This window comes from Tessaracoccus rhinocerotis (assembly GCF_007197885.1).
GTDB classification, from domain to species: domain Bacteria; phylum Actinomycetota; class Actinomycetes; order Propionibacteriales; family Propionibacteriaceae; genus Arachnia; species Arachnia rhinocerotis.
Genome location: NZ_VKKG01000006.1, coordinates 106,042 through 132,911, shown reverse-complemented (window position 1 = coordinate 132,911; position 26,870 = coordinate 106,042). Strand labels below are relative to the sequence as shown.

The window sequence follows — 26,870 nt, the reverse complement described above, 5'->3', positions numbered from 1 at the left end:
GGTTACGTGGCTGACGCGGATACCGAACCCATGGACCTCGACCCTGGAATCGAGCCCGAGGACGTCCCGGGCATCAAGGGAGCGCTGCTGCGCTATCGGGTGATGGCCTACGTCGTAGGAGTGCTGCTCGTTGTGCTGGTGTGCGTCGGGCTGCCGCTGAAGTACATCTGGGACAACGGCGCGGTGGTCACCTGGACGGGTGTCCCTCACGGTTGGCTCTACATGATCCTGCTGATCACCGCCTACGACCTGAGCCGACGCGTGGGCTGGTCCATCAAGTGGGTGCTCGCCATCATGGCGGCCGGGACCGTCCCGTTCCTGTCGTTCGTCGCCGAGCACCACGCCACCAAGGACGTGCGCCGCAGACTGGCGGAGTTGCCGCAGGACTAGCGGGCGAACGCGCGCAGCACGCCGCGCACCACCTGGCCGGGATCGCCCGAGTCCATGATCGCCCGGACCACCGCAACCCCGGCCACGCCGGTGCCGGCCAGCGCCTCCACGTCCGGGGGAGTGATCCCCCCGATGGCCACCACCGGTAGCGCGCTGGCGGCGGTGAGTACCCGGTAGCCGGCCACGCCCAGTGGAGCCCGGCCCGAGTCCTTGGTCGGCGTCGGCCTGAACGGGCCGGCTCCCAGGTAGTCGACCATCGGCGCCCATCGTTGGGCTGAGACAACCAGGTCGAGCGTGCCGGTGGTGAGGCCGATCAGCGCGTCCGGACCCAGCAGTGCCCGCGCCTGCGGCACCGGGAGGTCGTCCTGGCCGAGGTGCACCCCGTGCACGGCGGCCCCGAGCGACCTCGCCGCGAATGCCACGTCGGCCCGGTCGTTCACCACGACCCGCGCCGACGGTGCCGCCGCCCGCACCGCGTCGGCGATGGCCACCACCAGTTCCAGGAGCTGGGCGGTCGTTGCGTCCTTGGCGCGCACCTGGACGATCCCTGCGCCCGCCCGAGCCGCCGCTGCAGCGGTTTCGACGGTGGCTCGGTCGGTGCCTGAGGTGACCAGGTAGCAGCGCAGGTCCGGTCTCACCGGAGCACCTCGTCCAGGGCGTCGAGCAGTTGCACCCGGAACGTCCCCGGTCCGTGGGCTCGGGCCGCGGCCAACTCTCCGGCGACGCCGAGCCATGTCGACGCCGCCACGGCCGCCAGCCGGGGCCGTCCGATCACCACTGACGCGCACGCTGCGGTCAGGGCCCCGAGCAGGCATCCGGTGCCCGTCACCCGTGTGAGCAGGGGAGTGCCGTGCGAAACCATGGCGCGGCCCTCGGTGTCCACCACGAGGTCGACCTCCCCGGAGACCGCGACGACGCCGCCGGTCTCCTGTGCCACCTGAATTGCGGCATCCTCCGCGGCCAACGACCCGGCGGTGGAGTCCGCGCCGCGACCCCCGGTGCCGGTGCCGGCCAGGGCGAGGACCTCGGAGGCGTTGCCCCTCACGACGCTCGGGCGGGACCTCAGCAGGCTGCGCGCCAGTGGAGTGCGAACCGGGGCGGTTCCGATGGCCGTCGGGTCCAGCACCCACGGCCTGGCATCGCGCACCGCCGCGGCCACGGTGGCGGGGATCCCCTCCATGGCATCCGTGCTCAACGTGCCCAGGTTCACCAGGAGCGCGTCGGCCAACCCGGTGACGGCGGGCGCCTCGTGCACCGTCTCCGTCATCATCGGCCGGGCCCCGGCGGCGAGCAGCCCGTCAGCGACGATTCCCATGGAAACCGTTGCCGTGATGCAGTGCACCAGTGGTTGCCGACTGCGCACCGCTGACACCACGGCCAGCACGTCGGTGTTGGTCATCAGCCCTCCCTGCGCGAGCCCGAGACGGCCTCGGCCACCTCGTCGATGTCAGCGTCGACCTCGTCGCGGGACAGGCGCGGGCCGATCGCCGCACCCAGGGTGAGGAGGATTCCCCCGACGGCAACCATCAGCATCACGTCCCAGGTCCGCCCAACCAGCGTCTCGACCCACGGCAGGTAGAAGGGGTAGAGGGCAGGCAGCACGAGGGACAGGGAGTAGGCGGTGCCGTATCCGGTGGAGCGGACCTCCGTCGGGAACCGCTCCGAGAGGTACGCGGAGACGGGGCCGTAGGCGCACACCGTGATCACCTGCAGCAGGGCCGCCAGCACCGCTGCCCGCAGCAGGGTGGTCGACGAGATCGCCTGCCAGCAGACGACGGGACCCAGCAGCGCGGCGGCCAGGCCCCAGATCACGAACACCCGACGGCGACCGATCAGCGAGGAGAGGTGCCCCGCCACCGCCATCACCACGGCCTGCGCGACGGAGGCGGCCCCCATCACGAGCGAGACCTCCGTTGCAGGCAGGCCTGCATCGGTGGCCAGCCTGGCCGTGAGCAACAGCACGGTGCTGTTGGTCAGCAGCCACAGTCCCGTCATCAACAGGAACACCTGCCAGAAGGCGCCGCTCCACCGGCCGGCCATGAGGGCCCGCAGGCCTTCGCGTGGCCCGGCCGCGACGTGGCGGGCGCGGCGGTGGAAAACCGGGGCGTCGGCCACCTGCCGCCGGTAGTAGACCAGCATGCCCAGCGACAGCAGAGCGCCGACGACGAACAGCAGGCGCCAGCCCCAGGCCGCGTAGGCGTCGGGCCCGAGGGCCAGCAGCAGCACCGCCACACCGAACGCGATGGTCGCCTGCGCCCACGGTGCCATCGAGAGGATGAGCCCGCTCATCAGGCCCCGACGCCGCGGCTCGGACCACTCCATCGCCAGCGGGATGGCGGCCGAGTACTCGCCGGCGACGAAGATCCCGCCGAGGAAGCGCAGTGCGAGGATGAGGCCGATGCTCGCGGGACCCAACACGTCGTGGGTGGGGACGGCCGCGATCAGGAGTGCGCACGCGGCGGTTCCGGCGATCGCGATCCGGGTGGTCCTGGTGCGCCCGAGGCGATCGGAGATCCGCCCGAAGACGATGCCTCCGATGGGGCGCCCGAGCAGCATGGCGACCACGATGAGTGCGCCCGTCGACGCTGCGGCCGCTGGTCCGGCGAGCACGAACATCGCGGGGGCGAGCGCAGTCAGGGGCAGGAAGACGTGGATGTTGTCGATCCAGTTGCCCACCACCCCCGCCCTCAGGGCAGAGCGTCCCTCAGGTGGAATGGTGCCGGCCGGGGTGACCTCCGTGACCGGGGCGCTCACGATGCCACCGCGATCGCCGTGGTCAGCTCCGGTGCGGGTCCGACCTGTTCCAGCCGCAGCGCCTGCTCGAAGAACTCCAGCTCGTGCCTGCACGCGAGCAGGTAGGCGCGGGCGGCCTCTGCCCGTACCGACGGCGTGGCCGCGGCCATCGCGTCCTCGACGTGGCCGACCGCTTCGCGGACCGATCCCCGGAAGGCCGGGTCCCGGTAGGTGGCCAACCATTCTGCGTATGGGTGGTCGGTGGCGACCTCCGGCGCCCCGGAGCCGGTCTGCGCGTACAGCCAGAAACACGGCAGCACCGCGGCGGCGCCCACTGCGTAGGGCTCCGCGAAGCTCGCCGCCAGTAGGAAGTCGGTGTAGCTGCGCGTGACCGGGCTCATCGATGCCGCCACCCGGCCCCCGAGCAGGGTGCGGTGCATCTCGGCCTCGACGGCGAGCGCGCGACGCGCGCTCCCCGCCCAGAACGTGCGAGCACCTGCGGGCGCCGAGTCGGTGTCGAGCGCGGCCAGTGCCCGGGAGTAGCGGCCGAGGTAGCGCGCGTCCTGTGCGAGGTAGAACTCGAACGCCTCCCTCGGCAGGCTCCCGGCGTGCAGCGCCCGGACGAAGTCGCAGTCCGCGATGGCGGCCGTGCTGGCCCGCCCGGCCCGCCACAGCGCTCGGGTCCAGGGTCCGGCGGGCGGCACGGCGGCGCCCGGCGTCGCGGCGGCGGGGTCCTCGGCGGGCACCATCCGCAGGAGCTCCTCCGCTGATTCGAGCGCCGGTACCGCGGACTCGGCATCTAGCCAGGGGTCGGCGGCTCCGGCCGCCTGGAGGCGGCGTGAGCGGCGCGAGTGGTCGACTGGTCCGTTGCCGGAACCGACGGCCAGGCGGTGCCCATGCGCGACGGCCTCGTGCAGCCACGTCGTCGTCCAGACCAGCGCTGCCGCCGGCGAGTCGCCGCGAGCGAGCCGGGTCGCCAGCGCGGCCGCGAGGGAGCAGCCGGTGCCATGGGTGTTGGTGGTCTCAACGCGGCTGCCGGCGGTGGAGAACAGGGGGCCGTCTGGGCCCACCCAGGTGTTGGTGACGCTGGATCCGGTGAGGTGACCGGTCTTGACCACCACGGCGACGCCCGACTGCCGGGCCCAGACGGTGGCCTGCTCGACCGCCTGTCTCCGCGTGGTCGCGGGGGGCCGGTCACACAGGCGTGCCAGCTCCGGGATGTTCGGGGTGACGACGGTCGCGCGGCGGCAGAACTCCACCATGGCCGCCTCGGCCTCGGGGGCGAGGAGGCGGTGGCCGCTGGTCGAGACCATGACGGGGTCCACCACCAGGATCGACGGCGGGTTCGCGTCGAGCCAGGCGCTGACCGCCTCGATGGCGGGCAGGGTGCCGAGCATCCCCGTCTTGACGGCGTCCACCTCCACGTCGTCGCTGACGGCGCGCAGCTGGGCGGCGAGGAACGACGCCGGCGGGCTGTGGATCTCGCGCACGCCGTGGGTGTTCTGGGCGACGATCGCCGTGACGGCTGTCATGGCGTAGCCGCCGGCGGCGATGATCGATTTCATGTCTGCCGCGGTGCCGGCGCCCCCGGAGGGGTCGGTGCCGGCGATCGAGAGCACACGGGGCAGGAGGGCAGGGTAGGGCGAAGCCACTGGGACATCCCTTCGCTAGTACGAGCTAGATCAGGTTCCACGGGTTTGATCTCAGCGTCATGAGAAGCGACGCACCCCGTGTCCAGGTGCCAGTATTGCCCAGGGCCAACCGTGCTGGGGTGACTGCCCAACATGTGGGCCAGGACCGGTGGGTCAGGACGGGTCGAGCAGGTGCTCCCGGACCCGTGCCAGGGGAACCCGGGCACCCGGCTGCGCCCCCAGGCCCTCTGCCAGTGCACCGTCGATGAGTGGCTGCGTCAGGTCACCCTGCCTGACCAGCAGCTTCACCTCCAGGACCTCGTAGCGCGGCCGCCCGTCCGGCAGCCTCTCCTGGAAGCGGGAGGTGCCGTCCCCGAACTCGCAGTCGACGGCGGGGAAGGTCTTCTGCTGGTCGCCGAGGTGGTCCCAGGTGCGCACGGAGGCGACGGAGTCGGAAACCGACTGGCCGTGGGCCGAGGCGTTGTCCCGTGTGGCGTCCGCGACGGTTCCCGGGATGCCGGAGAGGGCCTCGATCCCTACGAGGTCCTCCGCCACGGCCCGGGCAACGACGTCGTCCCAGGCCTCCTGGCCGGCGGCGGTGATGCCGACGCCGCAGGTCACGGCCAGGTCGTCCACCGAGCATCCGGTGAAGTCCACGTCGATTCCGGTGATCACGTTCTTGAACTGGGGGATGGCCATGCCGCCATTCCACGCCCGGGCGTGCGTGGAGTCAAGCCGTTTCACTGACCGGTGAACTCGCTTGCGCTCTCGGCATCGACGTCGGTGGCAGCGGCCTGCGCGGCGAGGCGCCGCTCGGCACGGGCCCTCTTCTTCTCCTCGTCCTTCGCGAAGCCGCGGGCGACGAAGATGCTGAACGCGATGGCCGCGCCTGCGAACACCCACCACTGCATCGCATAGCCCTGGTGCATGGCCGTCCCCTGGCCCTCCGGCAGGAGCGCGTCGGCCCGGCCGAGGCCGTACTCGGCGGAGAAGGACTCGGCGACGGTGACGTAGCCCTGGATCATCGGCTGGGGCCAGGTCTGGACCATCGACTGCAACCGGAGCGTGGGCAGCGAGCCCTCGGGGGCGTCCGACGGGACCGTCTCGCCGTCCCCGGAGGCGTCACCCCCCAGGAAAACGCCCTCGAGCCTCGACACCTCCAGCAACTCCTCCGGCAGCGTGGCACCGCGGTCGGCAGTGCCCACCACGACCGCGACGGTCCTGCCGTCGGTCATCTCGAAGGCCACGACCGATCGCATCGGCCACTCGGTACCGACCAGCAAGTTGTGGTCGGGACGGAACCCGCCCTCGAGGGTGACGATCCGGCCGTAGATGTCGGCGATGGTGCCGTCCTCGGCGACATTCTCGGACAGTGAGACCGGCGGCATCGCCCCGCGCTCGGCGGCGACATCCTCCATCGACAACTGGAAGCGGGACATCTGCCACAGGCCGAGGAGCAGCATGCCGATGGCAACCACCACCCCGACGACGATGGCGATCGCCTGCTTCGTGCGAAGTCCCACGTCAACCCCGCCCGGCGAGCGCGACGAGCCCGGCGAAGACGTCGCCGAGGTCCAGCCCTGCAGCCTCGAACGCCAGGGGCGCCAGCGAGGTCTCGGTCATGCCCGGGGCCACGTTCCCCTCGATGAACCAGGGCGTGCCGTCGCCGTCGACGATGATGTCTGTCCGGGAGAGGTGGCGCAGCCCGAGGACCCGGTGTGCGGCCAGAGCGAGGTTCTTCGCCGCCTCCAGCTGAGCGGTCGGGAGCTCCGCGGGGGTGACGAACCGGGTGGCACCGGCGGTGTAGCGGGCCTCGTAGTCGTAGACGCCGGAACTGGGGCGGATCTCCACGGGGGGGAGCGCGCGCAGGCCGTCGGCGTCCTCCAGCACGGTGACGGCCACCTCGGTGCCGGTGATGAACTGCTCGATGACGGCCATCGGGCCGTAGGCGTAGGCGCCGACGAGGGCGCCGGGAAGTTCGTCGGCCGACGAGACCTTGGTCGCGCCCAGCGCGGACCCGGAGCGCGACGGCTTCACCATCAGCGGGTAGCCGAGCTGCTCGCCGATGGCGGTCATGATCGACTGCGCACCGAGCTCCCGGAAGATGTCGTGGGGGAGCGCCAACTGCCGGGGCGCGGCGAGGCCGGCGGCGTGCACGGCGGTGGTGGCGATCGACTTGTCGAAGGTGGCGCGTGCAGGCCCCGAACGGGAGCCGACGAAGGGCACCCCGAGGACCCCCAGGACCTCGCTGAACGCACCGTCCTCGCCGAGGCCGCCGTGCAGCATGGGGATGACGACGGGATCCTCGACGGATCCGAGCAGCGCCACCAGGTCCGCGTTCACGTCGCTCTCTACGACGTCGTGGCCCTTGTCCCGCAGCGCCTGCGAGACGCGCCGACCCGACCGGATGGAGACGTCCCGCTCGTGGCTCAGCCCGCCGGAGATCACGATGATGGTCATGGTTGCACCAGTCCTTGTCAGGAGAGATCCGGGCCGGGGCCGGCGACGCGGCCCGGGTGGGGGGTGGGGGAGTGGACCCCGAAGGTCCGCAGGACGTCGAGTTCACCCTCGAGGACGTCGGCGAAGCGCTCGACCCCGATCCGGATGTTCTCGACGGTGGGGAAGCAGTAGGAGAGCCGGACGTTGCGCGCGCCCTGGCCGTCGGCGTAGAAGGCGCCGCCCGGGACGAACGCCACCCGGGCGTCGACGCCGCGGGCCATCATCGACTGCGAGTCCACACCCTCTGGCATGCTCACCCACACGAAGAAACCGCCCTTGGGGTGGGTCCAGGTGGAGCCGGGTGGCATGAAGTCCTCGAGGGCCGCCAGCATGGCGTCGCGCCGCTCCCGGTACATGTCGCGGTAGACGCCGATCTGGCCCTTCCAGTCCTGCTTGTCCAGGTAGTTGCTGATCGCGAACTGGCTGAACACCGGTGGGCACAGCGTGGCCGACTCCTGCGCCAGCACGAGCTTCTCGCGGATGGCGTGGGGGGCGAGCGCCCAGCCCACCCGGAACCCGGGGGCGAAGGTCTTCGAGAACGACCCGAGGTAGATGACGTCGGCGCCTGCCGAGCGCATCGCGGGGATCGGCTCGGCGTCGAGGCTGAGCAGGCCGTACGGGTTGTCCTCGACCACCAGGATCCCGTGCTGCTCGCACACCCGTAGCACCTCGATCCGACGCTCCCACGGCTGGGTGAGCCCGGAGGGGTTGTTGTAGTTGGGGATCGTGTACAGGAACTTGATGCGGCGGTCGTCGGCCTCCAGCCGGGTCGCGGTCTCGTGCAGCGCCTGCGGGTCCAGGCCGGACTCGTCGCTCGGGACATGGACGACGTCGGCCTCGTAGCTGAGGAACGTGCCCAGCGCCCCCACGTAGGAGGGGGATTCGGCCAGCACCACGTCGCCGGGATCCAGGAAGATGCGCGAGACCAGGTCGAGTGCCTGCTGGGAGCCGGCCGTGATCAGCACGTCGTCCGCGTTGGCCTCGATGCCCTCGAGGGCCATCACGTCAAGGATCTGTTCCCGGATCCGTGGCTCGCCCTGACCCGAGCCGTACTGCATGATCTGCGTCCCGTTGTCGCGGACCAGTTGCGCCAGGTCGTCGGCGATGTCGGGGAGGGGGAGGTCCTTGATGTTTGGCATTCCGCCGGCGAGGGAGACGATCTCCGGACGGTTCGCGACGGCGAACAGGGCCCTGACGGCGGACACCCGCATGCCGCGGGTCCGGTTCGCGTAGTTGTCGACGAACCGGTCGAGCCGGGTGTCGAATCTTGGTCCGTCGGATGTCATGGTTTCCACTCTGCCGCATGGGGGCTAGCCGTCGCAGACGCCGCGGCCGCCGGGAACGTGTCAGGAAGTGAGCACCTCGCGGAACTCCTCGACGGTTGCCGCGAGCTGTTCGATCGACTGTTCGGTCAGGCCCACCACCATGATCGCCGTGCGGTCCACGATGCGCACGCACACGGGGGAGTCCGTGTCCGACGAGGTCCCGCAACTCGAGGAGCCGACCTCACTGACGCCCGAGATCCCGGCGTCCGCCAGGTAGGTTCGCAGGTCGTCCTCGGGCCTGGAGAGCACCAGGGCCACCCGGTTGGTCCCGTCCGAGTAATCGGCCGTGGCGATGACGCGCTCCGGGATGGCGGGGTCCTCGGAGCGGTTGTCCTCCCCGCGCACCAGATCTCCCACCACCTGGGGTGCCTCCACGGGCCACCCGGCCTCGGAGACGGTCGGTGAGGGGGACTCGGACACCGACGGCGGCGTCCCCCCGAGAGAGAGCCCGAGCCAGAGCGCGAGCAGGAGCAGGATTGCCACGGCTCCGAGGCCGGTCCACTTCACCCAGGTGGGGATCGGGGGCGGTGCGTCGGGCAGGCCGGCGTCCTCGACGGGGGCGGTGTCGCTGACGGCCGCCGGGGCCTTCGTCACCTTGCGCCAGGAGCCGCTGGGCTCAGGGGTCCCCTCGGGCGTGCCACTCACCTCGATGGGCTCGACGGCGGAGGCTGCCGAGGTCGCCGTGGGCGCGGAACTGGTGGAGGCGGCCGAAGGGGCCGATTCCGCCGAGCGACGCGGAACCGGCTGGGGTTCGTAGTGGTCGCTCCCGAAGGGGTCGCGGGGAGTGGACACGATCAGAGGTGCTCTTCGATGACCTTCTTGAGCGCATTCTTCGACTTGCCGCCGGAGATCGACTGGACGATCTCGCCGCCCTTGATGAACTCGAGGGTGGGCAGGCTGAGGATGCCGCGGTCGGCCGCCAGTGTGGTCTCGGCCGAGGTGTCGACCTTCACGAACTTCACCTGGCCGGCGTAGGTGTTGGAGAGTTCCTCGACGATGGGCGACAGCTGCTTGCACGGCCCGCACCAGTCCGCCCAGTAGTCGACGACCACGAGCTTGTCCGCTTCGAGTACCTCGGCGGGGAACGTGGAGGTGGTCACGTCGGTCACTGCCATGTTTTCGGCCTTCCTTGGGTCATCCCCCGCAAGGGGGCGTGAGGGACCATTCTAGTCCGGTGGTTGGAATCAGTCGCCCAGCGCCGCGAGGAACTTCTCGGCGTCCAGCGCCGCGGAACAGCCGCTGCCGGCGGCCGTGATGGCCTGCCGGTAGGTGTGGTCCACGAGGTCGCCGCAGGCGAACACGCCGCGCAGGTTGGTCGCGGTGGAGCCCTGCTTGGTGAGGACGTAGCCCTCGCCGTCGAGGTCCACCTGTCCGGCGACCAGCTCGGAGCGCGGCTCGTGTCCGATGGCGATGAACAGGCCGTTCACGGGAAACTCCCGCTCCTCGCCGGTGATGGTGTCGGTCAGGGTGAGCGACTCCACCGACTTCTCGCCGTTGATGGCGGAGACGGCCGAGTTCCACTCGAAGCTGATCTTGGGATCCTTCTCCGCGCGCGCGGCCATGATTGCGGAGGCGCGCAGTTCGTCACGACGGTGGATCACCGCGACGCTGGACCCGAAGCGGCTGAGGAAGGTGGCCTCCTCCATCGCGGAGTCACCGCCCCCGACGACAGCGATCGGCTTGTCGCGGAAGAACGCGCCGTCGCAGGTGGCGCACCAGGACACGCCCCGACCGGAGAGGCGATCCTCGTCGGGGATGCCCAGCTTCCGGTAGCCCGACCCCATTGCCAGGATGACTGCGTGGGCCCGCCAGACCTTGTCGTCGGAGTCCGTGACGAGCTTCACGTCACCGGTGAGGTCCAGCGCGGTGGCGTCGTCGGTGATGATCTCGGCGCCGAAGCGGAGCGCCTGCTTGCGCATCTCATCCATCAGCGCCGGACCCATGATGCCCTCGGCGAAACCGGGGAAGTTCTCGACCTCGGTGGTGTTCATCAGGGCACCGCCGGCGTCGAAGGAGCCCTCGAAGACGACGGGCTTCAGCGCGGCGCGGGCTGCATAGATGGCTGCGGTGTAGCCGGCCGGTCCGGATCCGATGATGATGAGGTCGTGGATCTCGTCGGACATGCATGCTCCTGATGGGGTAGAGGTCGGATGGCACCCATCCTATGCGCCAGTCCCACGTGCTCCGACACTGGCCCGGTGGCTTCGCGCAGGGCGTAGTCGTGGCCGGACCTGTCTGGGGATCAGTAGGAGAAGACCTCGTCCACCAGTCCGGCGGGGACGTCCTCGAGGCTGGCGTGCCGCCACTTCGGTGCGTTGTCCTTGCGGACGATCACGGACTCCACGCCCTCGGCGAAGTCGACGGGCAGGACGCCCTCGGCGAGCCGAAGGTCCTGGGTCAGCACCTCGGGGATGTCCAGCGTCTGGGCGCGGCGCAGTGCCCGCAGCGCGACGGTGACCGCGAAGGGACTGCGCGCCCGCAGGTCGCGGGCCGCCTGCCTCGCGTCGGGGTGCTCGTGGTTCTCCAGACGCTCGGCGATGGCCACCACGTCGTCGCCGGCGTAGCACTCGTCGATCCACTCGCCGGCCGCGTCGAACAGTGGAGTGGGCAGGTCGGGGTCGAGGGACTCGTCGGCCAGCCCGAGCCGGATGGCGTCGCCGCCGTTGAACTGTGCCGACGTCAGGGCCACGTGGGTGCCGACGCCGCCCGCGCGGGACAGGTGGTACATCACCCCGGCGTCGGGGTAGAAGCCGATCTTGGTCTCCGGCATGGCCATCAGCGTGCTGTTGTCGACGACGCGGGTGGTGGCCTTGGAGGCGAAGCCCAGTCCGCCGCCCATCGTGATCCCGGTCATCACGGACCGGGTGGGCTTGGGGTAGCTGTGCACCAGTCCGTCCAGTGCGTACTCGAGTTCAAGGAACTGGAGCCAGCCGCCGTCGGACTGGAGGAGGGACAGCAGTTCCCGGACGTCGGCGCCGGCGCTGAAGCCGCGTTCGCCCTCGCCGGTGAACTCGACGGCCGACACCTCGGGGGGTTCGGCCTCGCCGACGTGGTGCTGGCGCTGGGTCCAGCCCGTGAGCGCGGCCACCATGGACTGCAGCATCTCGAGGTTGAGGGCGTTGATGGCGCGCGGCCGATTCAGCGTGAGGCGGGCCAGCCCGTCGGTGACGGACGTCCGGATCAGTTCAGACATGGGGCACAGCCTAGGCCCGCGGCGGCTGCAAACGGTTGCTGTCCCAGTCAGAAGGTTCTTCCGGCGCCTCACTCCAGACGCAGCCCCGGCCGCATCCGGCGCAGGACCACTCGCGCGGTCTCGTCGTCGATCACCAGGTCCGTCGCCACACCGGCGCGCAGGGCGCCGAGGACTGCAGGTGCCTTGCTGGCACCGCTGACCACGCAGATCCGCTTCGGGATGCGTCGCAGTTCGTCGGGGGTCATCCCGGTGGCGCGCTCGTTGAAGGCGACGTCGCGCCAGGAGCCGTCCTCGCGCAGCATCACGGTGCAGACGTCACCGACGACGTTGCTGGACTTCAGCTCGCCCAGGTCCCCTGCGCTCAGGTAGTTGGCCGCGTAGACGTGGGACTGCAGTTCCGAACCGAGGCCGCCGACCCCGAACACCGCCACGCGGGTGCGGGCCCGGACCGCGAGCATGTGCTGGGTGCTGCGCTCGGCCCACATCGCCTGTCGGGTGGACGGGTCGTCGAAGAACGCCGGCAGCGGGAACAGCTGCTCGTCGGCGTTGAAGGCGGTGGCGAACCGCTGCAGGATGCTGCCGACGTAGGGCAGGCCGGTGGTGCTCTGGTTGGCCCCGCCGTTGAGGCCGACGATGGTCACCCCGCTGAGGTCCCGCGGGCGCAGCTGTGCCGCCATCGCCGCCGTCGTCGTGCCCCAGGCGATGCCGACGGTGTCGTCGTTGCGGACGATCTCGTCCAGCAGCCGGGCCGCCACGCGGGCCACCTGCTCGAGCCGGAACACGCTGCTGGCGCCGTTGCGCACGTTCACCAGGTGCGCCTGGACGTGGAAGAACCGTTCGAACAGCTCGGAGATGCGGGTCGCAGGGCGGTCCGGGTCGACGATGCTGACGCGCACCAGGCCCCGGTCGCGGGCATCCTTGAGCAGGCGGGAAACGGTGGAGCGGGAGACACCGAGCTGGTTGGCGATGGCCTCCATCGTCTCCGCCTGGACGTGGTACATCCGCGCCACCTTGAGCAGCGTGTCATTGTTTCGACGCAAGGGAGCCTCCGTTGGCGACGCCGGTTTGTTGCGCCAGTCTAGCGGTCAACTGCACGAACGTGCAGCCACCTTGCAACTACGTGCAGCACAGGGGAATGTGGGGACAGGCCGATTCGAAGGAGAACCATGTCCCAGCAGTTGTCCCCCCAGCAACGCGCCGAGGCCGTCGAAGCCCTCGGTAACGAGGAGTTCGACGTCCTCGTGATCGGAGGCGGAGTCACCGGCGCCGGAATTGCACTAGACGCGGCCGCCCGAGGGCTGCGCACCGCCGTCGTCGAGGCCCAGGACTGGGCCTCCGGCACGTCATCGCGATCCTCCCGGCTGGTGCACGGCGGCCTGCGCTACCTCTACAACCTCGACTTCAAGCTCGTCGCCGAGGCGCTCACCGAGCGGGGTGCCCTGCTCACCACCATCGCCCCCCACCTGGTGGAGGCCCAGCCGTTCCTGTGGCCGCTGAAACAGCGCGTCATCGAGCGCGCCTACTCCGCCCTCGGCGTCGGCCTCTACGACGCCCTGGCCGTGCTCGGCGCCGGCAAGAAGACGGTGCCGTTCCAGCGCCACCTCAGCAAGGCCGGAGCGCTCAAGCGGTTCCCCGACATCAGCCCGAAGGCCCTCATCGGCGCCATCGAGTTCTACGACGCGCGCGTCGACGACGCCCGCCTGGTGATCACCCTCATCCGCACCGCCGTGTCGCTCGGCGCCGTCGCGGCCAGCCGCACCCGCGTCACCGCCGTCCCGCGCGACGCCGACGGTCGCGTCACCGGCGCCAAGGTGACCGACCTCGAGACGGGCCGCGAGGTCGAGATCCGCGCCAAGCACGTCATCAACGCCACCGGGGTGTGGACCGAGAAGACGCAGGCGCTCGCCGGCGGTTCGGGCGGCCTGCGCGTGCTGGCCTCGAAGGGCATCCACATCGTCCTGCCGCGCGAGCGGATCAAGGCCAGCTCCGGAATGTTCCTGCGCACCGAGAAGTCCGTCCTGTTCATCATCCCGTGGCAGTACTACTGGGTGATCGGCACCACCGACACGGCCTGGCACGAGGAACTCCAGCACCCCGTACCCACCAGCGCGGACATCGACTACCTCCTGGACCACGCCAACGAGGTGTTGGCCGAACCCATCACCCGCGACGACATCATCGGCACCTACGCCGGCCTGCGGCCGCTGCTGCAGCCCGCCGTCCTGGACGAGTCGAAGTCCACGAAGGTCTCGCGCGAGCACACCGTGACCGAGGTGGCGCCCGGCATGGTCGCCATCGCCGGGGGCAAGCTCACCACCTACCGCGTGATGGCCGAGGACGCCGTCGACTTCGCCCTCGGCAAGAACGCAGCAAAGCGGCAGCCCTCCATCACCAAGAGCCTCCCGCTGCTCGGTGCCGCCGGTCTCGACGCCGTGCGGAACCAGTCCGAGCACCTCGGGGCCAGGTACGGTTTCGACTCCGACCGGATGCAGCACCTCTTGTCCCGCTACGGCTCCGAGGTGACCGACCTGCTGGCCGACATCGACGCCGACCCGTCCCTGGGCGAGCCCCTTGCGGCCGCGCCCCGCTTCCTGCGGGCCGAGGTCCACCGGGCCTGCGCCGTCGAGGGTGCCATGCACCTCGAGGACATCCTGGTGGCGCGCGTCCGCCTCAACTCCGAGTCCCGGGACAGGGGCCGCTCCGCCGTCGACGAGGTGGCCGCGATCGCCGCCGACGTACTGGGCTGGGACGAGGCCACCCTCGCCGACGAGAAGGCCAAGTACCTCGCGCGGATCGACGCCGAGCTGGCCGCGGAGGAGAAGTCCACCGACGCCGACGCCGCCGCCGCGCGGCTGGCCGCACCGGAGATCCTCGAGGGGGGCGCCCTGTACTGAGCCATCCTCTGTGAGGATGGGGCATGGCTGATTTCGAGTACCGGACGCCCCTGCCCTTCGACCGCGAGCGCGTCTTCGAGTGGTTCACCCGCCCGGGCGCGCTCGTCCGGTTGTCACCGCCGTTCGGCGGCAGCGTGCGGCGGGAGTCGTCGAACGGCATCCAACCGGGCGCCACGGCCGAACTGGGGATCGGAGCGCCGGGCTCGCTCGGGCTGATGGCGGCCGCGCTGGCGTCGCTGTCGAGCCGACTGCCCCGCGCCGAACTGCGGTGGGTGGCCCGTCACGTCGAGAACATCCCGGGCCGGGCGTTCGCCGACGTGATGGAGTCCGGCCCGATGCGGTCATGGGTGCACGAACGCACCTTCGACGACGACGGCGCCGGCACCACCATGACCGACCACGTCTCGTTCGAGCTCCCGCGCCTGCTCGCCAACGAGTTCACCGAGCGACGCATCCTGGCCGAGCTGCACCGCATCTTCGCCTACCGCGAGCGCCAACTGCTGGCTGACCTCTCGTTCCACCAGTCCCTCGGCGCCCCGCCCAGCACGGTGGCGCTCAGCGGGGCCAACGGCACCATCGGCCGCCAGGTGACCGCGCTGCTCGAGGGCGGTGGACACCGCGTGCTGACCCTGGTCCGCCGACCGGCAAGGGGCGACGACGAGATTTCGTGGGACCCCGCAGGTCTGGTGGACCTGGACCGGCTGGCTGGCTGCGACGCAGTCGTGCACCTCGCGGGCCACCCGATCGGCGGCCGGTTCACCGCCGCGAACAGGAGGCGGATCCTGGCCAGCCGCACCTCCGGCACCGGGACCATCGCCAGGGCGCTAGCGCAGCTCGCAGGCGACGGTGTGGCCCGGACGCTGGTTTCCGCATCGGCGATCGGGTTCTACGGGGCCCAGCCGCACTCCGGCGAGCGTGCGCGGGGGGAGGAGCCGCGGCCGCTGTCCGAGGACGCACCTCCCGGCGACGACTTCCTCGCCGACGTCTGCACTGCCTGGGAGGCTGCCTGCCGCCCTGCCCGCGAGGCGGGGGTGCGGGTGGTCAACGTGCGCACCGGACTGGTGCAAACCCCTGACTCTGGCGTGCTGGCGAGGTTCCTACCGCTCTACCTCATGGGTGTCGGCGGACCGCTGGGCGGCGAGGCGTGGCAGAGCTGGGTCGGCATCGACGACATGGCCGGCATCCATGCCACCGCGGTGCTCGACGCGAGCTACGAGGGCGCGGTCAACGCCGTCGCCCCGGAACCGGTCACCGCGCGCGAGTACGCCTCCGTGCTGGGCCGCGTGCTGCACCGGCCCTCGCTCCTGGCCGTGCCCGGATTCGGGCCGCGGCTGCTGCTCGGCTCCCAGGGGGCCAAGGAGCTGGCCGAGGCGGACCAGCGGGTGGCGCCGACGGCGTTGCAGCAGGGCGGGTACCGGTTCCGCCACGCCCGCCTGGAGGACCAGTTGCGCCACGTGCTGGGACGGGAGGATTGATCCCGGACGCACCGCGGCCCCGACTCGTGCTGAGTCGGGGCCTCGGTCTGCGACACGGGTGCGGGGTCAGCCCTCCTCGGACTCGCCCTCGATCACCTCGGGAGCGATCTCCCGGTTGCCCCCGGAGTGCTGGACCGCGATCTTGCGCGGCTTGGACTCCTCGGCCACCGGAATGGTGAGCTCAAGGACGCCGTCGCGGTAGTCCGCGCTGATGCCGGCGGAGTCGATCCCTCGGCCCAGCGAGAGCTGGCGAGCGACGGTGCCGGAGGGGCGCTCGCGGACGAGCCACTTGCCGTCCTCACCGAGGCTTCCGTTCTTGCGCTCGGCGCGGACGGTGAGCGTGCGGTCGTCGATGTCGATGTCGATCGACTGCGGGTCCACGCCGGGCAGGTCGAACGCGGCGACGAAGTGGTCGCCGGTGCGGTACAGGTCCATTGCCAGGCCCGGCTGGCTGGTGCGGGTGGCCTCACCGAAGAGGCGCTCCATGTCGCGGAACGGATCGAAGCTGCGTGCCATTTCTGATTCCTCTCTGGTAGCTGTAGCAGTGGTTGAGCTTGCTTGACTCAAGTCTAGGAAGGGTCCTCGTCAATCTCAAGTCGGAGTTGAGTCGATGTCGCTCAAGTTCGCTGTGGGCGAAAGTGGCTGGTTCTCCGGTTCCTCCCTCGAAAGGTCCGCAAGCTCATAGGATCTCGATATGTCGCTGGTCGACCGCGGGTCCCGCAGGGAGGGTCGCCTGCCGGCGCGCCTGCTCTCCTCCTGGCCGTTGGTCGGTCGGGAGCGGGAGTTGGCCATGCTGACGGAGGCGATCACGCCGTCGGCGCCCGCGGGCGAGGGTCCCCTGGGCGCCGTGGTGGTTGCGCCTGCAGGGACGGGCAAGACCCGGCTGGCACGCGAGGCCAGCAAGGTGGCCGGGGGGTTCGGGCTGACCACCCACTGGGCCGTCGGCACCAGTTCCGCCTCGTTGATCCCGTACGGTGCCCTGGCCCACCTCGCGCCGCGGGTGTCCCCCAGCAACTATGCCGACGCCGTCTCGTTCCACTCCGCCTTCATCACCTCCCTCGCCCCCGAGGACCGTTCGCTGCCGCTGCTCGTCGTGGACGACGCCCAGCACCTGGATGCCGGCAGTGCGTCCCTGCTGCTGCGGATCGCACTCACGCGGGCAGCCGTGGTGGTGGCCACCGTGCGAGCCGGCGAGCCGGTCCCGGATCCGATCTCCGCGCTCTGGCGCGACGGACTCACCCACCGCCTGGACATGAAACCCCTCGGCCACAGCGACGCCGCCGCCATGGTGCGCTCCGCACTCGGCGGCATGATCTCCGAACCACTGCTGCACCGGCTCTACGACGTGACCGGCGGGAGCCCGCTGCACATCAGGGAGTTCATCCTGGCCGCCGTCGAGTCCGGCTCGCTCACCAATCGTGACGGGGTGTGGAGCTGGGACGGTGGCGTCCCGCTGCCCACCCGACTGGTCGACGCCGTCGGCGGCCGACTGGGCGCGCTGTCCGAGTTGGAGCGCCGCGCCCTCGCCGTGCTGGCGCTCGGGGAGCCGCTGGAGCCCAGGCTGGCCGAGTACGCCTGCGACCGGCAGGCGCTGATCACGCTGGAGCGCTCGGGCATGGTCGATCGGGTGCCTCCCGCGCACGAGGGACACCCTGACAGCTACCGGCTCGGCCACCCATTGGTGGGCGAGGTGGCGCTCGCGGGGCTGACCTCAGAGGAGCGCAGGCAGCTCCTCCACACGCTGGCTGAGGTGGCCTCGCGCCAGTTGCTCGACGGCCCGGGCCGGCTGCGGTTGGCGTGCTGGCAGCTGGACGCGGGCGAGCGCCCCGAAACCGAGACGCTCCTCAGCGCCGCCGAGCACGCCAACTCCGTGTTCGCTTTCGAGGAGGCGATCCGCCTCGCGGAGGCAGCCGTCGAGCAGGACGCCGACGTGTCGGCGACGGTGCTCCTGGCTGCGGCACTCAACGGTCTGGGCCGCTTCAGGGAAGCCGCGGACCGGCTGGCAGCGGTGGAGGAGGCAGCCTTCGGCGACGCGCGCGTCGACGTCCGGATCCAGTACCTGGACTGCAGTTTCGTCGCGCTGTACCACGGCCTCGGGGCCGATGACGAGGCAGAGGCGCTGCTCGACCGGTTCCACGAGCGGTGCCGCGACCCCCACTCGCGGCGCCACGACGCGACCCTGCGCGCCGTGCTCCTGCTGGAGGCGGGCCACCCGAGAGCGGGGGCCGACCTGGCGCTCGAGGTGCTCCAGGACCCCGACTCGCTCGAGCACACCTACCTGGTGGCCGGTGAGGCGGCCGGGGAGGCACTGATCCTGATGGGCGAGTCGACGCAAGCTCGTGCCGTGCACGCGCAACTTCGCAGCCTCGCGGCCGGGGGCGGTCCGTTCGCGCCGCGGGCGAGGCGCACCTCGGACCTGCAGGAGATCATGTGTCAGCTGCAGGAGGGCCAGTTGGAGCAGGCCGAGAACCTCATCCGCGCCAACTACACCCAGTGGGTACCCGGCTACGACGACGTCACCCTCGGCATGGCAGCCTTCGGACTTGGCAAGATGCAGCTCCTGCGGGGCCGTCCGGCCAGCGCGCTGAAGGAGCTGCGCGAGGCGGCGGCCTGCCTGCACCGGGCGGGGCTCGACGGCACCTTCGCCTGGGTGTTGGCGGCGACGGCGGTGGCCGAGGCCCGGCTCGGGGACAGCGGCGGCGCGGCGGACACCCTCGCGCGGGCGCGCCGGATGCCGATCGCGGAGCAGCGCTCCCGCGGCCGGTTGGACTTCGTTCTCGCCGACGTGTTCATCAGGGCGGCGGTCGGGGACAGCACCGGTGCCGCCCGCATGGCGCTGGAGCACGCGCGTGACTTCCGGGAGCTGCCGGTATACCAGGCCCGGCTGCTGCACATCGCGATGCGACTGGGCGCCCCGGCCACGAGGGTGGCCCCGCTGTTGGCCCGGAGCGCGGCCGCGTGCTCGTCGCCACTGGCTGCGCTGCTCGCCGAGCATGCCGCGATGGTCCAGGCCGAGGACGCCCTCGGGTTGGACCGCGTCTCCCAGCAGCTCGAGCGGTTCGGGTTGCGGCTCGAGGCGGCGGAGGCCTCTGCCACGGCGGCCTTGCTGCTGCGTTCCGGTCCGGCAGCAGACCGGGCCCGGGCGCGGGCGGCGCGGCTGGCTGCCGAGTGCGAGGGCGTGGCGCTGACCCAGCTCTCCGAGAGCGAGAAGATCCCGGTCCTCACGCGCAGGGAGCGGGAGGTCGCGCACCTGGCCGCAGCAGGTTTGAGTAGTCCGGCGATCGCCGAGCGGCTGGTGGTCTCCGTGCGCACCGTCGAGTCGCACCTCTACCAGGTCTTCGCGAAGCTGGGCGTCCGCCATCGGGAGGAGATCGCTGCCGTCATGGGTGATCATGAGGGGGACTGACGCCAACCAAGCCCAGTACCCGCCTACTGAGGTACTGGGATCGCGACACCCCTAGCGTGGAAGTACCACGATGGTTGTCAGTAGACATGGTGGTCCGCAGGTCAGGGTGTGGCCGCGGCCGGGGGGCGACTCCTGAGGGGGTTGAGCGGCCGCACCCTCAACCTGTGAACTCAGCTGTCGCCGTCGGCGTCCTCGTCGGAGACCGTGCGCAGGAAGTTCTCGAACTCCGCGCCGAGCTGGTCCGCCGAGGGGATCTCGGATCCGTCACCTGCCCAGAGGTTCGGGCGTTCCTGACCCTTCACGAACGCGTCGTACTGCTGCTCGAGCGCGGCCACGACGCCACGGACCTCCTCGTTGTCGTCCACCTCCGCGGCGATGGCGCGACGGTTGGTCTCGGCCCGGGCGACGAGGTCGTCGTTGGGCAGGTTCAGCCCCGTGAGGTCGACGACGGCGTTCAGCGCGGCGAGCGCGCCCTGCGCGAACTCGGTGGCAGCCAGGTAGTGCGGGACGTGGACCGCGAAGCCGGCAGCGGGGTGTCCCGCGTCTCCGAGGCGCAGTTCGAGAAGCGCGCCGAGGGAGCCCGGCACCTGCACCCGGCCAAAGGGGGAGTGGACGTCACTGATGAGGGCGGCCTGCGTGGCGTGGGCGGTCAGCCCGACGGGTCGGGTGTGCGGCACGCCCATCGGGACGCCGTGCACGGTCACCACGAGCGAGATCCCGAGGATCGCAACTAGTTCGCGCACTGCCGCCACCACACGCTCCCACTGGAAGTCGGGCTCGGGCCCGGTGAGTACGTAGTAGGTGTCCCCGTCCCGATCGACGAGGCGCTGCAGCAGCATCGTGGGTGTCTCGTACTCGGACCAGCGGTTGCTGTCGAAGACCATCGTCGGCCGGCGGCCGCGGTAGTCGAGGAGCTGGTCCACGTCGAAAGTCGCCACGAGTTCGGCGTTGCCGGCGCTCAGGAGGTGTTCGCTGAGGATGCGCTGCACCCCCCCGGCGTCGATGAAGGCGCCGAGGGACACCAGGAGCACGCCCGGTCGCGGATCATCGCCGACGGCGCCGGGCTCGAGGCTGTAGAGGTCGCTTGGGTTCTGCACAGCACCAGCTTCTCACGCCGTCCAAGCCCGGGCGGCCGGTGGCGCCGTCAGACGCCCGCCAGGTCCGGGGAGGCGGTCAGCGCGCCCAGCGCGGCCACGCCCACCGGCTCGCGCTCCAGCAGCGGGATGATCGCATGTCGGGGAGCGATCCCCGCGACGGTCCGGATGTGCGCCAACTCGTTGTGCCCGCGGCGTCGCAGCAGCGCATCCGTGGTGTGTGCGGCCGCCAACGAGTTGTTGACCACCCAGGCCCAGGGCAGGATGCCGGCGCGGCGCAGGTCCGACTGGAGCTGCTCAGCCTCCAGGACCGGGGTCGCCTCCGGCAGGGTGACGACGATGACCTTCGTCAGGTCCGGGTCCTGGAGTCGCATCATCGGGGTGGTGATGTACGCGGTCTCACCCATCTGCCGGACGACGTCGCGGTGGTAGGAGCCCGTGGCGTCCAGCAGCAGGAGGGTGTGCCCGGTCGGGGCGGTGTCGATCACGACGAACTGCCGTCGGGCCTGGCTGACGGCGCGGGAGAAGGCCTGGAAGACGGCGATCTCCTCGGTGCAGGGCGACATCAGGTCCTCGGCCAGTGCCGCCCTCCCGGCTTCGTCGAGGCCGGCCCCCTTGGTGCGCATCACATTGTCCCGGTACTGCTGGGTTGCCTCGTGGGGGTCGATCCGGGAGACGGTCAGGTTCTCGAGACCGCCGTCGAGGGTCTCGTCCAGGTGGGCGGCCGGGTCCGTGGTGGTGAGGTGCACGGGCAGTCCGCGTCCGGCCAGCGCCACCGCGATCGCGGCGGCGACGGTCGTCTTGCCGACCCCGCCCTTGCCCATCAGCATCACGAGGCCGTGGTCCTGCTCGGCCAGCTCGTCGACCAGGGCCTCGATCCGGTCCCCACCGTCATCGGCGAACACCACCGGTGCTTCGCCCAAGGCCCCGTCGGTGTCGGCGCCGGTTCCGGGACCGCTCACCAGCAGGCTCCCGAGGGCGTCGATGCCGACCATGTTGTCGCTCTTCAGTTCGAGGACGTCGGTCGGGAGGTCGCGGATCGCGGCGGGCAGGTCGCGCAGCACGTCCTGCTCCCGGCGGTGGACGGCCGTGGCGAGCTCGTCGTCGCTGGCCGGCTCCGGCATCACGGCGTTGATGACCAGGTACTGCTCGCTCATGCCGAGTGCGGCCAGTTCGAGGCTGGTGCGTTCCACCTCGTCCATGGCCGCGCGCTGCGCCCGGGTGACGAGCACCAGGCGTGTCAACTCCGGGTTGGCGAGGGCGGCCACGGCCTCGGCGTAGATGCCCCGCTGCTGGTCGAGCCCGGCGAGTGGGCCGAGGCAGGATGCGTCGCCCTTGCCCTCGTTGAGGAAGTCCGTCCAGGACCCCGGCAGTTGCAGGAGCCTGATGGTGTGTCCGGTGGGCGCGGTGTCGAAGACGATGTGGTCGAAGTCGGCCGAGGCGGCGGCGTCGGTGAGCAGGCCGGTGAACTCGTTGAAGGATGCGATCTCCGTGGTGCAGGCCCCGGAGAGCTGTTCGGTGATCACCGCGATCTCGGCCTGTGGCAGGAGGTTCCGCACCGGGCCGATGATCTGCTCACGGTAGGCGTCGGCCGCCTCGTCGGGGTCGATCTCGAGTGCGGAGAGGCCCGGCACCGCGGGGACCGGGGTGATGGTGTTGCCGATCGACAGGCCGAACACCTGCCCGACGTTGGAGGCCGGGTCGGTGCTGACCAGCAATACCGACCGCCCCCCGCGCGCCAGGATGAGCGCAGCAGCGGCCGCGACGGAGGTCTTGCCGACGCCGCCCTTGCCGGTGAGGAAGAGGTAGCGGGGGGCATCGGTGATGAATGACGGCATGGCTTGGAGCGGTCCCTTCAGCAGCAGCTGGAGCCGCCGCAGCAGCCCCCGGATTCGGCGGTGAGCCCCAGGTTCGTGGCGCCTGCGGGCACGAGCGAGAGCCCGGCCCAGCGTGCGAGCTGGTCCCTGTCGGGGTAGCGGCCGGTCATCGCAATCACTCCGTCGACCAGGACCAGGGGGAGGCCCTCGGAGCCCGAGACCTGCAGGAACTGCACCACTGCGGGCTGTGCGGCGAAGGCGGCGGGTTCGCTCGCCAGGTTGAACCGGCGGACGTCGGCATCGTTGCTCCGCAGCCAGTCCAGGTCAGCGGAGAACGTGACCAGCTCCTGCGGAACGTCGTTACCGCACACCCCCGTGCTGCAGCACATCGCCGGCTCGTAGACTTCGATCAGACTCATGACAGACCTCCCTTGGTGTTGAATCGATGATCATCGATACAGCTGTCAGCCTAAACCTTTGCTTCGACAGGCGTCAATTCAAGACCTAGACTCGTGTCATGACCTCATCGTGTTCACCCACCGACTGCGGCACGCCCCTCGTGCGCGAGCCGCTGGGCGGTGACGAGGCCGAGGGCCTTGCGAAGGTGTTCAAGGCCCTGGGGGACCCGAACCGTCTCCGGCTGTTGTCCGTGATCGCCTCCCACGAGAGTGGCGAGGTGTGCGTGTGCGACCTGAGTGAGCCCCTCGAGTTGTCGCAGTCGACGATCTCCCACCACCTCAAGGTCCTCCGCGAGGCCGGCCTGGTCACGTCGGAGCGTCGCGGCACCTGGGTGCACTACTCGCTCGTGCCCGAGGTACTCGACCGCGTCGCCAGCGTGACGGCAACCGGCCAACTGGTCTAGCGCGAAACCCTGCCCCGGAGGGGGGGCTGATCGCGTTCGCCGGCCGGACTCACTGGACGAGTCGCACGTCGTCACCTGTGAGGTTGGCGCGGAAGCCGCCATCCAGCACCTTCACGCTCCGCAGGATGACACCGTCGGGGAGCCCTTCGATGCGGTGCTCGAACGTCACCAACTCCCGCACGGCATCGGCCAGCAGGTCGGCGAGGAACTCGGGCCCTCCGATGTCGATTGAGGTGGGCACCAGGACGAGCTTGCCGTCCACGACATCGACGGTTCCGGTGGCTGCGACGGAGAGAGTCCGTCCCATGGCCTCCATGCGGGTGTGGACGCGCACCTCACCGCCCTCGGCGGCGCTCAGGGTGCTGCCCGGGCCGAGTTCTGCGGCCACGACCTCGAACGGGACCGTGGCCGTCAGGTCCAGGTGGCGGGCGACGAGACCGTCTGGCCCCGAGGTGACGTCGGTACCGGTGGCGACGACGTCGTGGAGCGGTGTCCCGGCGGCGAAGACGGAACTGGCGTCCAGTGAGATGTCACCGAGCCAGACCTGGTCGTCGGCGAGATCCGGGGGCGGCGTTGCACGGGTGCCCCCGGCTGTCGCCGAGGGGGACGGGACGGGGCTCGGGGAGGCTCCGGTGTCGTCGACCGGCCGCGTGATCGACAGCCAGAACACCAGCAGCGCGAGGAACCCGATCCCGAGCATTCCGAGGGCGCCCAGGGCCCAGTCCAGCGCTCTCAGCCGCAGGCGGCGACGGGACGACGGCGCGGCAGGAGCGCCGTCCGGCCGCGTCGTGCCTCGGTCAGGAATCTGCACGTGCTCTCCCGCCGCGGGGGCGCCGCACGCGCTGCAGCCTCCCAGAGGGCCAGCTGCTCACCGGGCCAACCAGCGTGATCAGTGACGGCACGAGCAGTGCACGGACGATGAACACGTCGATCAGGATACCGACCCCGAGCAGGAAGCCGAGTTCGTGGAACGGCCCCAGCGGGATCACGGCGAGCAGGCCGAAGCTGGCCGCCAGCGCCAGGCCGGCGGAGGTGATCGCCCGGGTCGATTCCGGGGTGGCGACCAGGAGGGCGTCCCGCATCGACCGATTGCGGGCCTCCTGCCAGACGTGGCCGACGGCGAAGATGTTGTAGTCGGACCCCAGGGACAGCAGGAGCACCGACGCTGCGAACGGGACGTAGAAGGTGAGGCCGTCGTGCCCCAGGAAGTCCTGGAAGAACAGCACCGACAGGCCCAGCGTCGCCCCCAGCGCGAGGACGCTCGACGCGAGGAGGTAGAGGGGGGCGACCAGCGCGCGCAGGAAGATGACCAGTAGGAGCAGGTTGACCGCGAGCGCCACCAGCCCGATCCGGAGGAGGTCGTTGCTCGTGTCGGCGATGATGCCCGAGGCGAGTGCGGTGTCACCGGCGACGAGCGTGGTGACCTCGCCAAGGTTGGCGTCGGCGGCGAGTTGCGGCAGTGCCGCCTCGACGCGGCCGAGCGTGTCGATCGCCGTCGACTCCAGTGGTGTGCTGTCGAGGACCACGAGGAAGCGGACGGCGTCGCCCGACTCAGCTGTGAAGGCGCCGACGTCGTCCGCGGCGCGCAGTTCGCCGGGACCGACGAGGCCCGCCACGCCGGGCTGGGCCCTGAGGGCCTCGCCGAACTGGGCGATCTCGTCGGTCTTCTCGCCGATTCCCGGTGCTTCGAGCACGATCTCGGTCGGGGAGACGATGCCCGGGGCGAAGCCCTTGCCGGCAGCGTCTGCCGCGCGCTGTGCGCTCGTGGTCTCGGGCAGGGACTGCACGAATCCGAGCCCGAGATCCAGGTTGCGCGCCTGGTAGGCGGCCGCGCCCAAGCCCACCACGCACACCAGGACGAGGACGAAGGCGGAGCCGCGGCGCGCGACCGCCCGGGTGAGGAGGGAGGGCCGCTCGCGCACCTTCGCAGGTTCGGCGACGAGGTTGCGCGGCCAGAATGCGGCTCGGCCGAGGATCGCGAGCAGGGCCGGCACGAGGGTGACGGCGACCACGAGTCCGGTCAGGACGGTGAGCGCGAGCGCGGGCCCGAAGCCGCGGAAGAGTGGGGACTCGGCGACGAGGAGCGAGGCCGTGCCCGCCGCGACCGTGAAGCCGGCCACGGTGACGATCGGCGTGTAGGAGGCGGTGGCGAGGCGCGCCGCCTCCAGCCGGTCGTGCCCTTCCCGGAGCCTGGTTCGCAGGCCGGAGAGGTAGAAGATGCAGTAGTCCGTGACGATTCCGAGGAGGAGCGCGACGATCAGCGGCCGCAGGTCGGCCGGGATCGCGACGTTCATCCTCTGCCCGGCCCATCCGGAGACGCCGAGCGTGACGAACACCGCAGCCCCCACGGAGACCAGCGTCACGGCGGGTGCCGCCAACGAGCCGAAGGTGAGGGCCACGATCGTGAGCACCGCGAGGACGGTCGTCACCTCGACGATGTGGACGTATGAGTTCAGCACCAATCCCTGGGCTGCGCGTGCGGGGATCGAGCCCGTGACGCCCACGTACGCGTCCGAGGCGTCGGTGAGCTGCTCGGCCGCGAAGTCCTCTACCGCCCGTGTCTGCTCGAAGAAGTTCAGCTCCGGGTTGGCGAACACGTAGGTGATGACTGTCGTGTTCTTCTCGGCGGCACCCGGGAACCCTCCCTCGGTGTTCGGGACGGGGATCGCGCCCAGTAGTTCAGTTTCGTACTTGCCCTGGTTGACCGCGATGCCACGCATCACCGCTTCGGCCTGGACCAGCGGCGGAAGGCCGTCGGGGTTGCGCTGCACGATCGCCGCACGCGCCAGGAGGGGGAACTCGAACAGCTCCAGTGACCGCCGTTCCGCTTCGAAGCTGGCGTCGTTGGCCCCGAGCGCCTCGATGTCGTCGACGGTGCCTTGCATCGGTGGGAGGAACAACGTGGCAGCCACGGCCGCAGCCACCCACCCGACCACGATGAACCAGCGCAGCGCGACCGTCACGCGGGCGTAGCCGTACCAGAGTGTGCCCATGAAGCCGCGGCGGGCTTCCCCCTCGGCCGGCGCAGGTGCTCCTGTCATGACGACGTGGCGCTCGGGCTGGGCTCCGCGGTGGCGGACTGTTCGGTTCCGGGATCCTCCCCGGCCTGGGCGAGGCACTCCTCGGCCGCGCCGGCAGCAGTCTCACGGGCGTCCTGGAGTCGGTCGAGGGTCTCCTGCAGTGCGAGGGCGTCCTGGGACTCGGCACCCCGGGCGAGCTCCTCCACTGCCTCGTCGACCACGAGGTTGTACTCCGCCGATCGCACGCACGCCTCGGACACCTCACCCGGTTCCTGGGTCGAGCCACCCGCCGTCGGCGTCGGCGACGGGCTGGGGCTGGCGCCGATGACCGGCTGTGCCTTCATCGGGGTCGCCCACCCGATGCCGAGGAGGACGACGCCGGCCGCCGCGGCCAGCGCGATTCCGGCCAGGAGCCCGATCAGGAGCATCACGGCGCCCCCCAATGAACTGCCACCCCGGCGCGTGGTGCTCCGGTGCTCACCAATCGTCATCGATCCTCCTGGCGGTGCGATCGTCACTTGGGCCCTGGGG

General features: G+C 70.8%; 24 protein-coding genes, 1 pseudogene and 1 riboswitch. Of the genes and pseudogenes, 5 read left to right on the top strand and 20 right to left on the bottom strand.

What is annotated here, in order from left to right:
• Positions 1–9 precede the first annotated feature (9 nt).
• Positions 10–390, top strand: a pseudogene (locus FOJ82_RS13945) (DUF3817 domain-containing protein); the annotation flags it as partial.
• Here FOJ82_RS13945 and FOJ82_RS13940 read toward each other — a convergent pair.
• The 13 genes from FOJ82_RS13940 to FOJ82_RS13880 form a co-directional block, all read right to left on the bottom strand.
• Complete coding sequence (locus FOJ82_RS13940) at positions 387–1,028, bottom strand: thiamine phosphate synthase (protein WP_185975809.1); 642 nt, start codon at positions 1,026–1,028, stop codon at positions 387–389. The pseudogene FOJ82_RS13945 and the gene FOJ82_RS13940 sit on opposite strands and share 4 nt — an antisense overlap.
• On the bottom strand, positions 1,025–1,789 hold the full coding sequence (thiM, locus tag FOJ82_RS13935) for a hydroxyethylthiazole kinase (RefSeq protein ID WP_143939100.1): 765 nt from the start codon (positions 1,787–1,789) through the stop codon (positions 1,025–1,027). The genes FOJ82_RS13940 and thiM overlap by 4 nt, the downstream gene beginning before the upstream one ends.
• Positions 1,789–3,144: an MFS transporter gene (locus tag FOJ82_RS13930; RefSeq protein ID WP_246099897.1), complete on the bottom strand. Its 1,356-nt coding sequence runs from the start codon at positions 3,142–3,144 to the stop codon at positions 1,789–1,791. The genes thiM and FOJ82_RS13930 overlap by 1 nt, the downstream gene beginning before the upstream one ends.
• Complete coding sequence (locus FOJ82_RS13925) at positions 3,141–4,775, bottom strand: bifunctional hydroxymethylpyrimidine kinase/phosphomethylpyrimidine kinase (protein ID WP_221933173.1); 1,635 nt, start codon at positions 4,773–4,775, stop codon at positions 3,141–3,143. The genes FOJ82_RS13930 and FOJ82_RS13925 overlap by 4 nt, the downstream gene beginning before the upstream one ends.
• Positions 4,766–4,864, bottom strand: a riboswitch (TPP riboswitch). It overlaps the preceding gene by 10 nt.
• 64 nt (positions 4,865–4,928) lie before the next feature.
• Positions 4,929–5,453, bottom strand: a complete 525-nt coding sequence (locus tag FOJ82_RS13920; protein WP_143939099.1) for a UDP-N-acetylmuramate dehydrogenase — start codon at positions 5,451–5,453, stop codon at positions 4,929–4,931.
• A gap of 41 nt (positions 5,454–5,494) precedes the next feature.
• Entirely contained in the window at positions 5,495–6,277 is a 783-nt protein-coding gene (locus FOJ82_RS13915) for an SURF1 family cytochrome oxidase biogenesis protein (protein ID WP_143939098.1), read from the bottom strand.
• Position 6,278: 1 nt separating this feature from the next.
• Positions 6,279–7,214, bottom strand: a complete 936-nt coding sequence (locus tag FOJ82_RS13910) for a D-alanine--D-alanine ligase family protein (protein WP_143939097.1) — start codon at positions 7,212–7,214, stop codon at positions 6,279–6,281.
• 17 nt (positions 7,215–7,231) lie between these two features.
• Positions 7,232–8,539 (bottom strand): aminotransferase-like domain-containing protein, encoded by a 1,308-nt coding sequence (locus FOJ82_RS13905; RefSeq protein ID WP_143939096.1) that lies wholly within the window; start codon positions 8,537–8,539, stop codon positions 7,232–7,234.
• A gap of 60 nt (positions 8,540–8,599) precedes the next feature.
• Positions 8,600–9,370: a hypothetical protein gene (locus tag FOJ82_RS13900; RefSeq protein ID WP_143939095.1), complete on the bottom strand. Its 771-nt coding sequence runs from the start codon at positions 9,368–9,370 to the stop codon at positions 8,600–8,602.
• Between the two features lie 2 nt (positions 9,371–9,372).
• Positions 9,373–9,693, bottom strand: a complete 321-nt coding sequence (gene trxA, locus FOJ82_RS13895; RefSeq protein ID WP_143939094.1) for a thioredoxin — start codon at positions 9,691–9,693, stop codon at positions 9,373–9,375.
• 69 nt (positions 9,694–9,762) lie between these two features.
• Entirely contained in the window at positions 9,763–10,701 is a 939-nt protein-coding gene (gene trxB / locus FOJ82_RS13890) for a thioredoxin-disulfide reductase (protein ID WP_143939093.1), read from the bottom strand.
• 119 nt (positions 10,702–10,820) lie between these two features.
• Positions 10,821–11,771, bottom strand: coding sequence for an enoyl-CoA hydratase/isomerase family protein (locus tag FOJ82_RS13885; protein WP_143939092.1), 951 nt, complete (start codon positions 11,769–11,771; stop codon positions 10,821–10,823).
• A gap of 68 nt (positions 11,772–11,839) precedes the next feature.
• Positions 11,840–12,811, bottom strand: coding sequence for a sugar-binding transcriptional regulator (locus FOJ82_RS13880; RefSeq protein WP_143939091.1), 972 nt, complete (start codon positions 12,809–12,811; stop codon positions 11,840–11,842).
• Between the two features lie 126 nt (positions 12,812–12,937).
• On the opposite strand from FOJ82_RS13880, the gene FOJ82_RS13875 reads away from it, so the two are divergent.
• Together FOJ82_RS13875 and FOJ82_RS13870 are read left to right on the top strand one after the other, a co-directional pair.
• Complete coding sequence (locus tag FOJ82_RS13875) at positions 12,938–14,665, top strand: glycerol-3-phosphate dehydrogenase/oxidase (protein WP_143939090.1); 1,728 nt, start codon at positions 12,938–12,940, stop codon at positions 14,663–14,665.
• A 23-nt stretch (positions 14,666–14,688) separates the two neighbouring features.
• Entirely contained in the window at positions 14,689–16,140 is a 1,452-nt protein-coding gene (locus tag FOJ82_RS13870; protein WP_143939089.1) for a TIGR01777 family oxidoreductase, read from the top strand.
• 66 nt (positions 16,141–16,206) lie between these two features.
• Here FOJ82_RS13870 and FOJ82_RS13865 read toward each other — a convergent pair whose 3' ends face one another.
• Positions 16,207–16,656 carry an Hsp20/alpha crystallin family protein gene (locus tag FOJ82_RS13865; protein WP_143939088.1) on the bottom strand — a complete coding sequence of 150 codons (450 nt, stop codon included), beginning with the start codon at positions 16,654–16,656 and terminating at the stop codon, positions 16,207–16,209.
• 178 nt (positions 16,657–16,834) lie between these two features.
• Here FOJ82_RS13865 and FOJ82_RS13860 point away from each other — a divergent pair, with 178 nt between their 5' ends.
• Complete coding sequence (locus FOJ82_RS13860; protein WP_143939087.1) at positions 16,835–19,546, top strand: LuxR C-terminal-related transcriptional regulator; 2,712 nt, start codon at positions 16,835–16,837, stop codon at positions 19,544–19,546.
• 170 nt (positions 19,547–19,716) lie between these two features.
• Here the strand turns inward: FOJ82_RS13860 and FOJ82_RS13855 are convergent, their stop codons facing one another.
• From FOJ82_RS13855 to arsD, 3 genes are read right to left on the bottom strand one after another with little or no spacing between them, the layout of a single operon-like run.
• Positions 19,717–20,643: a PAC2 family protein gene (locus tag FOJ82_RS13855; RefSeq protein WP_143939086.1), complete on the bottom strand. Its 927-nt coding sequence runs from the start codon at positions 20,641–20,643 to the stop codon at positions 19,717–19,719.
• A gap of 47 nt (positions 20,644–20,690) precedes the next feature.
• Positions 20,691–22,478, bottom strand: coding sequence for an arsenical pump-driving ATPase (gene arsA / locus FOJ82_RS13850; RefSeq protein ID WP_143939085.1), 1,788 nt, complete (start codon positions 22,476–22,478; stop codon positions 20,691–20,693).
• 17 nt (positions 22,479–22,495) lie between these two features.
• Positions 22,496–22,876, bottom strand: coding sequence for an arsenite efflux transporter metallochaperone ArsD (gene arsD / locus FOJ82_RS13845; protein ID WP_143939084.1), 381 nt, complete (start codon positions 22,874–22,876; stop codon positions 22,496–22,498).
• 98 nt (positions 22,877–22,974) lie between these two features.
• Between arsD and FOJ82_RS13840 the strand changes: the two genes are divergently transcribed.
• Entirely contained in the window at positions 22,975–23,319 is a 345-nt protein-coding gene (locus FOJ82_RS13840) for an ArsR/SmtB family transcription factor (protein ID WP_143939083.1), read from the top strand.
• 49 nt (positions 23,320–23,368) lie between these two features.
• Here FOJ82_RS13840 and FOJ82_RS13835 read toward each other — a convergent pair whose 3' ends face one another.
• Genes FOJ82_RS13835 through FOJ82_RS13825 form a run of 3 tightly spaced genes read right to left on the bottom strand, consistent with a single transcriptional unit; the run spans position 23,369 to position 26,830 of the window.
• Positions 23,369–24,130: an LmeA family phospholipid-binding protein gene (locus FOJ82_RS13835; RefSeq protein WP_221933172.1), complete on the bottom strand. Its 762-nt coding sequence runs from the start codon at positions 24,128–24,130 to the stop codon at positions 23,369–23,371.
• On the bottom strand, positions 24,117–26,360 hold the full coding sequence (locus FOJ82_RS13830; RefSeq protein WP_143939082.1) for an MMPL family transporter: 2,244 nt from the start codon (positions 26,358–26,360) through the stop codon (positions 24,117–24,119). Before FOJ82_RS13830 ends, FOJ82_RS13835 begins: the two co-directional genes overlap by 14 nt.
• Entirely contained in the window at positions 26,357–26,830 is a 474-nt protein-coding gene (locus tag FOJ82_RS13825) for a hypothetical protein (protein WP_143939081.1), read from the bottom strand. The genes FOJ82_RS13830 and FOJ82_RS13825 overlap by 4 nt, the downstream gene beginning before the upstream one ends.
• Positions 26,831–26,870 lie beyond the last annotated feature (40 nt).

Excerpts from the sequence above, each read along its gene's own strand:
- thiM (WP_143939100.1), bottom strand. The coding sequence starts at position 1,789 with ATGACCAACACCGACGTGCTGGCCGTGGTGTCAGCGGTGCGCAGTCGG.
- FOJ82_RS13920 (WP_143939099.1), bottom strand. The coding sequence starts at position 5,453 with ATGGCCATCCCCCAGTTCAAGAACGTGATCACCGGAATCGACGTGGAC.
- FOJ82_RS13910 (WP_143939097.1), bottom strand. The coding sequence starts at position 7,214 with ATGACCATCATCGTGATCTCCGGCGGGCTGAGCCACGAGCGGGACGTC.
- FOJ82_RS13905 (WP_143939096.1), bottom strand. The coding sequence starts at position 8,539 with ATGACATCCGACGGACCAAGATTCGACACCCGGCTCGACCGGTTCGTC.
- trxA (WP_143939094.1), bottom strand. The coding sequence starts at position 9,693 with ATGGCAGTGACCGACGTGACCACCTCCACGTTCCCCGCCGAGGTACTC.
- trxB (WP_143939093.1), bottom strand. The coding sequence starts at position 10,701 with ATGTCCGACGAGATCCACGACCTCATCATCATCGGATCCGGACCGGCC.
- FOJ82_RS13885 (WP_143939092.1), bottom strand. The coding sequence starts at position 11,771 with ATGTCTGAACTGATCCGGACGTCCGTCACCGACGGGCTGGCCCGCCTC.
- FOJ82_RS13875 (WP_143939090.1), top strand. The coding sequence starts at position 12,938 with ATGTCCCAGCAGTTGTCCCCCCAGCAACGCGCCGAGGCCGTCGAAGCC.
- FOJ82_RS13870 (WP_143939089.1), top strand. The coding sequence starts at position 14,689 with ATGGCTGATTTCGAGTACCGGACGCCCCTGCCCTTCGACCGCGAGCGC.
- FOJ82_RS13865 (WP_143939088.1), bottom strand. The coding sequence starts at position 16,656 with ATGGCACGCAGCTTCGATCCGTTCCGCGACATGGAGCGCCTCTTCGGT.
- FOJ82_RS13860 (WP_143939087.1), top strand. The coding sequence starts at position 16,835 with ATGTCGCTGGTCGACCGCGGGTCCCGCAGGGAGGGTCGCCTGCCGGCG.
- arsA (WP_143939085.1), bottom strand. The coding sequence starts at position 22,478 with ATGCCGTCATTCATCACCGATGCCCCCCGCTACCTCTTCCTCACCGGC.
- arsD (WP_143939084.1), bottom strand. The coding sequence starts at position 22,876 with ATGAGTCTGATCGAAGTCTACGAGCCGGCGATGTGCTGCAGCACGGGG.
- FOJ82_RS13840 (WP_143939083.1), top strand. The coding sequence starts at position 22,975 with ATGACCTCATCGTGTTCACCCACCGACTGCGGCACGCCCCTCGTGCGC.
- FOJ82_RS13830 (WP_143939082.1), bottom strand. The coding sequence starts at position 26,360 with ATGACAGGAGCACCTGCGCCGGCCGAGGGGGAAGCCCGCCGCGGCTTC.
- FOJ82_RS13825 (WP_143939081.1), bottom strand. The coding sequence starts at position 26,830 with ATGACGATTGGTGAGCACCGGAGCACCACGCGCCGGGGTGGCAGTTCA.